The 6,173-nt window shown below is 69.2% G+C and carries 8 protein-coding genes and 2 pseudogenes; 6 read left to right on the plus strand and 4 right to left on the minus strand.

Annotation, left to right across the window (positions count from 1 at the left end; translation table 11 throughout):
* Window positions 1-67 precede the first annotated feature (67 nt).
* Together ACFU6I_RS47460 and ACFU6I_RS47465 are read left to right on the plus strand one after the other, a co-directional pair.
* Window positions 68-517, plus strand: a pseudogene (locus ACFU6I_RS47460) (beta-galactosidase); the annotation flags it as partial.
* A 46-nt stretch (window positions 518-563) separates the two neighbouring features.
* Window positions 564-704: a hypothetical protein gene (locus tag ACFU6I_RS47465; RefSeq protein ID WP_384380527.1), complete on the plus strand. Its 141-nt coding sequence runs from the start codon at window positions 564-566 to the stop codon at window positions 702-704.
* A 123-nt stretch (window positions 705-827) separates the two neighbouring features.
* On the opposite strand, the gene ACFU6I_RS47470 is transcribed toward ACFU6I_RS47465, so the two are convergent.
* The gene (locus ACFU6I_RS47470; protein ID WP_384380511.1) at window positions 828-1,514 is read right to left on the minus strand and encodes an SDR family oxidoreductase; all 687 of its coding nucleotides are present in this window, start codon (window positions 1,512-1,514) and stop codon (window positions 828-830) included.
* Window positions 1,515-1,634: 120 nt separating this feature from the next.
* Here ACFU6I_RS47470 and ACFU6I_RS47475 point away from each other — a divergent pair, with 120 nt between their 5' ends.
* Window positions 1,635-2,192: a TetR/AcrR family transcriptional regulator gene (locus tag ACFU6I_RS47475; protein WP_376668228.1), complete on the plus strand. Its 558-nt coding sequence runs from the start codon at window positions 1,635-1,637 to the stop codon at window positions 2,190-2,192.
* Window positions 2,193-2,322: 130 nt separating this feature from the next.
* Here ACFU6I_RS47475 and ACFU6I_RS47480 read toward each other — a convergent pair.
* Window positions 2,323-2,694: pseudogene (locus tag ACFU6I_RS47480) on the minus strand (integrase); the annotation flags it as partial.
* 99 nt (window positions 2,695-2,793) lie between these two features.
* Between ACFU6I_RS47480 and ACFU6I_RS47485 the strand changes: the two are divergent.
* The gene (locus ACFU6I_RS47485) at window positions 2,794-2,982 is read left to right on the plus strand and encodes an SDR family oxidoreductase (RefSeq protein ID WP_384380514.1); all 189 of its coding nucleotides are present in this window, start codon (window positions 2,794-2,796) and stop codon (window positions 2,980-2,982) included.
* A 440-nt stretch (window positions 2,983-3,422) separates the two neighbouring features.
* Here the strand turns inward: ACFU6I_RS47485 and ACFU6I_RS47490 are convergent, their stop codons facing one another.
* Window positions 3,423-3,923 (minus strand): hypothetical protein, encoded by a 501-nt coding sequence (locus ACFU6I_RS47490; protein ID WP_384380516.1) that lies wholly within the window; start codon window positions 3,921-3,923, stop codon window positions 3,423-3,425.
* A 377-nt stretch (window positions 3,924-4,300) separates the two neighbouring features.
* On the opposite strand from ACFU6I_RS47490, the gene ACFU6I_RS47495 reads away from it, so the two are divergent.
* A complete protein-coding gene (locus tag ACFU6I_RS47495; RefSeq protein WP_384380519.1) occupies window positions 4,301-4,435 on the plus strand; it encodes a hypothetical protein in 135 nt (44 codons plus the stop codon).
* Window positions 4,436-4,820: 385 nt separating this feature from the next.
* Here the strand turns inward: ACFU6I_RS47495 and ACFU6I_RS47500 are convergent, their stop codons facing one another.
* Window positions 4,821-5,660: an amidohydrolase family protein gene (locus ACFU6I_RS47500; protein ID WP_384380524.1), complete on the minus strand. Its 840-nt coding sequence runs from the start codon at window positions 5,658-5,660 to the stop codon at window positions 4,821-4,823.
* A gap of 191 nt (window positions 5,661-5,851) precedes the next feature.
* On the opposite strand from ACFU6I_RS47500, the gene ACFU6I_RS47505 reads away from it, so the two are divergent.
* Window positions 5,852-6,173, plus strand: a 322-nt coding sequence (locus ACFU6I_RS47505) for a hypothetical protein (protein WP_384380522.1), incomplete at its 3' end; no start/stop codon positions are given.

The raw sequence follows: 6,173 nt of genomic DNA on the forward strand, positions 1-6,173 counted from the left end.
CACACCCCCACCAGGCAAGACCCGAAGAAATCCAGGCCGTCCTCACAGCCTGGGCCGCCGCCGGAACATGATCACTCAACACTGCGAAACACGAGAGGCCTATCTGGAGCACCTGAAGGACGGCCTCGTCGCGCGGGGCATCAACTGTCTGCTTTTCACGTCCGACGGCCCCGAACCCCGCATGCTCGCCGGCGGCACCCTCCCGGGTGTGCTGGCCACCGCCAACTTCGGCTCGCGCCCTGTCGAGGCCTTCACCACCCTCGCCACGTTCCAGCCGGACGCCCCGCTGGTCTGCATGGAGTTCTGGAACGGCTGGTTCGACCACCACGGCGGCCCCCACCACGTCCGGGACACCACCGACGCCGCCGAGGCACTCGACGGGATCCTCGCCGCCGGTGGATCGGTCAACATCTACATGGGCCACGGCGGCACCAACTTCGGCTGGTGGGCCGGAGCCAACCACACCGGCAAGACCCTCGCCGACCCCGGCTACCTAGCCACGATCACCAGCTACGACTACGACGCCCCGATCGGCGAGGCCGGCGAACTCACCGAGAAGTTCCATGCCTTCCGCGACCCCGCCGACCGATTCCCCGGCGGCCCGCCCCGAACGGTGGCCGGCCGGATTCGCCTCCGTCACGGCGGGCCCCGACGCGAGCGTCGAGGCCGAGATCGCCCTACCCGAGCGCGCCTTCCAGGTCTGAGACACCGCCCTCGGCACATGGATGACGCTCCTTGGCCACCACCTCGCCCGTGCCGCACACGACGCGCTCACGCCCACCGCTGGGGGACCCGGCCTGACACCGGTCCGTCAGTACCCACCCGCGTCACGCCGCATTCGGCGCCGTGGCCAGGTTCTGCTTCACCTGCCGGCTGGTGTCGTCGGCGAGGATTTCGGGCAGGCCCTGCTCGATTCCGGCCAGGGCCTGAGCCGCGACATCGGCGGGGTCGGCCTTCTGGTCGGCGGAGACGCCCGAGGCCATGTCGGTGTCCATGTATCCGACGTGCAGCGCGGAGACCGTGATGCCGCGCGGGGCCAGTTCCTCGCGGACCGCATCGGTCTGGGCCCACGCGGCGGCCTTGGACGCGGCGTAGGAGCCGAGCCCGGCCGGGTGCAGCCAGGACAGGACGGACAGGACGTTGAGAACGGCGCCGCCGCCGTTGGCCTCGATGACCGGGGCGAAGGCCCGGGTCGTGGCGAGCGGGCCGAAGAAGTTCGTCTCCATCTCCCGCCGGACAGCGTCCAGGTCACCGGTGATCAGCGTGGCGGCGGTGGAGATACCGGCGTTGTTCACCAGCAGCGTCGCGTCGGACGCGATGCGGGCTGCGGCCCGGACGGACTGCTGGTCGGTCACGTCCAGGGCGAGCGGGACGGCGCCCGGCACATCGACGGTCTCGGGGCGGCGCGCCGCCGCGTACACCTTCGCTCCACGCTCCACGAGCTGGGCGGCCAGGTGACGCCCCAGTCCCCGGTTGGCGCCGGAGACCACTACGACCGCGTCCTTGAGTTCCATGCTTGCTCCCCATATCTACGAGCGGTCCGGACGACCGGACGCGATTTTTAGATTACGTTCACAATCTAAAAATCCACTATAGGATAGATGTCGACCGACATTCAAATGGGGAGGTGGCTGATGGGCCGCGTATCGCAAGCTCAGGCACGGGAGAACCGCCAGCGGATCGTGGACACCGCCTCCCGGCTGTTCCGCGAGCAGGGCACGCACGTCAGCGTGGCCGACCTCATGAAGGCAGCCGGCCTGACCCATGGCGGCTTCTACAAGCAGTTCGCCTCCAAGGAGGCGCTCATCGACGAAGCCACGACCCATGCCTTCGGTGAACTCGCCGAACGTCGGACGGTCGAGCGCGGGCTCCGTACGGGGCAGGGGGCCGCCCGGCAGGCGTTCATCGACGCCTACCTCTCCGTCGAGCACCGCGACAACGCGGCGGACGGCTGCCCGGTCGCCGGGCTTGCGGTGGACATGGCACGCGGAAGCGGCGACCGTGAGGCCCACCGGGTCTATGCCGAGGGAGTCAGCGACTTCGCCGAGTGGCTCGGCGCCGACGACGGTGACGGCATCTCGCGGCTGTGCACGATGATCGGGGCACTCGTCCTGGCCCGGGCCACCAAGGGTTCCCCGCTGTCCGAGGAGATCCTCGCCTCCGCGCGCGCGGCCTTGACGGTCGGGGAGTGACCGGGGCGGGGCGCTGCTGGCCTTCGCTTCGTAGAGGGCGCGAGCGCGGCGGTCAGTGCGGAATCGTCATGACCGGGGCCGGGCTGCCAGACCGGGCCTGGCGCTGACATCGGAGGGAGACAGGAACCCGGGAATTCTCGTGAGCCAGGCGCAGGATCAGAGCGCGGATCGACCGGACCGTGGGTGGGCGTCCGCGCCGCTTCGGTACGCAGGTGGCGGCATGTCGTCGCTTGAGCAGGTTGCGATGTCACCGCATGGTCGTGTCCGGGTGTACCAGCGGCAGGAGCTGGTGCAGCTTCTGCCTCGGGAGGTGGTGGAGCAGGCCGGCGAGGAGAGCGCGGTCGGTGTCCGTGAACGTGGGCTTGCCGACCTGGCGTTGCAGGACGAGCAGTTGGTACCGAAGTGCAAGGATCTCGATGTCCTTTCTCCGGTCGCTCATCGGCAGCAGGCGCAGGAGCGAGAGGGTTTTGGTCGCGGCGAGGTAGGCCAGGCGCAGCAGCACGAGATCATGATGCCGTCCGTGTCTGTGCATGTGAAGACATCGGAGTGGTCGGCGAGCGCGACCTGAAGGGTCAGTCGATCAAGGCCTCCACCTGGGTGGATGATTTATCGGCACCCGCAGAGCGCCGCGGCCTGCTCCGGTCTGGCCAGGCTGCTCGAGGAAGTCGGAGACCGCAGCGACGCCGAGCCTGAGGAGGTCTCCCGCATCGTGGTCTTCCTCGCCTCCGACGCCTCCTCGTACATCACCGGAGCCGAGCACATCATCGACGGCGGCCAGACCGCTTACTGATCTCGTTCAGGCCGCCCGGCTCCCGTACAGGGGTCAGGGATGATCATGTTCGGTTGCTACTCCGGGGCCGGTGGCACGCGATGACAGTGGTGGGGGAGTGGCCTGGCGGGAGGTTGGGGAGTGTCGATGAACAGCGCCATCGTCCCGGGTGCGGTCCGGCGGCCGCCGCGGCCGCAGCTGGCCAGGCTACTGCGCCGACACCGGCGTGCATTGCACTGCGCGGTGTGCGGGACGGGCAAGACGACCTCACCGCCCGCGGTGTGCGCAGCACCGATGCCCGAACCCTGGCGGTCGCGCTCGCGCATGCCGCCGCCACGGGCAGTTCTACACGTGCTGTCCCTCTTGCTTCCCACCTGGCACTACTTCCTCTGGAACCTCACGTCCCAGTCTCCAGGTGTCCAACATGAAGGGGAAGCTTCACTTGCGTCCCGGGGGGTACGTCAGGGCCGGACGGCCTGCTCGTGCACGGCGAAGAGGAGGTTCTGCATCGCTTCCTGCGACGCTGTGGCGTTGCCGTGGTCGAGTGCGGCGAGAGCTGCGGCCGCCGCCTTGCGCACCGGGTGCGGCAGCGCTTCCTCCGCCGCGACCGCGTACGAGCGGGTGCGGCGCGCCGCACGTTCCTCGGGCGTGACGGCGCCTGGGCCCGACATGGGGAACACCGACGCTTCGTAGGCGGCCATGCGGGCAAGGACCATGTGCGCGATGCCGTCGGCGTAGCCCTGCAGCGCCGCTTCCTGCCGAGCCTGAGTGAGGTGTCCGAGAACCCGGCCGCGGACCAGGAAAGCAGCCAGCAGGGCGCCGGACCCTATCGAGACGCCTGCGCCAGCGGCGGCGACAGGACCACCCAGGAGGTAGCCGCCTGCTGCGCCCAGCACTGTCGCCAGAGTGACCGTGAACGCCACGATGAGTATTCGGGCCTGCTGCGGCGTTTGGATCGTCATGAGGGGAAGTGTGTCACCTGGATGGCCGAGAGCGGGCCGCTGGTGGGCAGCGGCCCGCTGGGTGCTCGGCCGTCAGCCGGCTGCCAGCGGTGCAGCCGCTTCCTGCTCCTGGCGCTCGCGGGCGGCCGAGAGGGCGCCGAGGAGCTCTACGGCGTAGCCGACGGGGACGTAGGCGACGTAGACGCGGCCGGTGCCCTGCTGGCCGAGGACGACTTCGTACTCCGCGCCCGTCGTTTCGTCGTCGTAGGCGTAGGGCCCCGTTGTGTCGGCGGCTGTATGTGCTGTTTGTCACGGAGGTCGTAACGTGCCGGGTGCACATCCTCGGCGTCACCGTGCACCCGAGCCGAGACTGGGTGACACAGCAGGTGAGGAACGTGATGATGGATCTTGGCGAGCGGGTGGACCGCTTCCGGTTCTTCCTGCGCGAGAGGGACGGGAAGTTCTCCGACGCCTTCGATGCCGTGCCGGCCGGCGCGGGCGTGCAGGTCCTTCTTCCCCGCCGAGATCACTGAAGGCGACCACCTTCGCGGAACGCTGGGCCGGCACGGTCCGCCGCGAGCGCACCGACCGGATCCTGACCATGAACGAACGAGCGGCACCGGCGGGCCGTCCTGGAGATCTACACCGACCACTGCAACCGGAACCGCCCCCACCAATCGCTTCGCCAACGACCTTCCCAGGCCGTAGAGACCGGCCAGACAGTCCCCGTAATCCCGCTCTGCGGCCGCATCCGCCGCTCCCAACTACTTCGTGGCCTCATCATTGAGTACCACTGTGCGGCGAGACCACGCCAAGCGAACACCCTGGTCAGCCTGGCAAACCGAGGTTTGCACACGGCACAGGCTCCTGCCGAGGCCGAGGTCTCGGTGGAGCCGTCGCCGGAGAACGGGTGGGGGCTCAGGCGGTCAGGCCGTCGAGGTTCTTGTAGGTGGTGCCGTCCTTCATGACGAGGAGGACGTTCTCGGGCTTGGACAGCGAGGTGATGTCCTCGAGGGGGTTGCCGCGGGCTATGGCGACGTCGGCGCGCTTTCCGGGTTCCAGGGTGCCGAGTTCGCCGGCCAGGCCGATGAGCTCGGCCGCTTCGGACGTGCCCGCCTTGATCGCGCCCATCGGGGTCATGCCGTACTCGACGAGGTACACCAACTCCCGCATGTTGGTGCCGTGTTCGGCGATTCCGCAGTCCGTTCCCATCGCCACGCGCACGCCGCGTTCGATGGCGTGCCGGATGTGGGCGCGGCCGACCTCCTGCCAGTGGCGCTTCTTCGCGTACTGGACGCTGGTGGCCTTCGTCGGGTCGGGGTCGGTGTTGAGGGTGGTGAGGGTAGGGACGAGGAAGACGTCGTTCTGCAGCATCAGGTCGATGCCCTCGTCGGTGATCTCGTAGCCGTGCTCGATGCTGGCGCAGCCGCCGTGCAGGGCGTTGAGGATGTCGTCCTTGCCCTGGGCGTGCGCGGTGACCTTCTTGCCGCGGTGGCCTGCGGCGATGTCGACGATCGTACGGATCTCGTCTTCGAGGAAGCCGTCGTCGTCGGGCTGGTCCGTGGGGCTCCACACCCCGCCGGTCGCGGCGATCTTGATGACGTCGGCGCCCTTGCGCAGTACGTCGCGTACGGCACACGCAGCCCGCGGTGGCGCCGCTGCCGTTGACGTGGAGAAAGATACCGGCGCCCCGGCCCCGCACGGCGGGCCACCGGTTGAAGTTGATGACGAGGGCCTTGGCGTACTGCGTGGGGTAATTGATCAGGCGCTCGCTGCCCCGTTTGCCGGACTCGGTGAGCGGGAAGTCGGCGCCCGCCTCGGTGTGCATCTGGTTGTAGAACTTCGACTCGGGGTCCTGGACCCACCAGTGCGTCCTGCCCACGACGGTGTACGGCATGGCCGTGCCGCCCGCTTCGACGTCGAACCCCTCCGTCATGGTGTAGGTGCCGGTGGGTGTGGTGTACGTGCTCTGCCTGCGGGTCGCGCCGTCGGTGACGCCGTTGGAGCCGACGCGGCCCGAGGCGGTACTGAACTGGGCTTTCCACCCGGAGGCGCCCTTCGCCCAGGCTGTCACGGTCGCGTACAAGCCGGTGGCCTTGACGGTGATGAGCTGGGTGGCGTTGCCGACATCGACCGGGACGGGGAAGTCGGGCTTCGAGGTCGCCGCACCCTTGTCGTCGGCCCCGGCGGGAGCGGCAGCGGTGGTGTCGGTGGCGGGCGCCGCCGTCGTCGTGGCGGCGCCCGCCCCGGTGGCCGCATGGGGCGCCCAGC

Origin of the sequence: Streptomyces sp. NPDC057486 (genome assembly GCF_042802415.1) — a bacterium.
In the GTDB taxonomy this organism is placed as follows: domain Bacteria; phylum Actinomycetota; class Actinomycetes; order Streptomycetales; family Streptomycetaceae; genus Streptomyces; species Streptomyces yanii.